Source organism: Lysobacter xanthus (genome assembly GCF_047159895.1).
Genome location: NZ_BAAGAB020000176.1, coordinates 1 through 263 on the forward strand (window position 1 = coordinate 1; position 263 = coordinate 263).

Annotated in this window: 1 pseudogene; it reads right to left on the reverse strand. The window is 49.4% G+C overall.

The annotated features are described in order from the left end of the window. Positions 1-263 (reverse strand): annotated as a pseudogene (locus tag ACY35P_RS15710) (hypothetical protein); the annotation flags it as partial.

Genomic DNA, 263 nt, shown 5'->3' on the forward strand with positions numbered 1-263 from the left:
ATGCTTACCCCAAGCTAAATTCCCTCCACGCAAAGCCAAATCCCCATTACAATCCTCCGCAACACTAGAATCCACCTTTTGTATGCCCAGCTTCTCCAACGCCCTTTTCAGCAGCTCCTCTAGCTCTTGCACATTTAGGGGCTTAAACTCACAGAGCAAAGAGCGCGAGCGGATCGCATTTGTGAGCGTGTAGAAAGGATTTTCCGTGCTAGCCCCAAGCACGATAGCAACTCTATCTTCCATAATGGGCAGCAAGGCTTCTT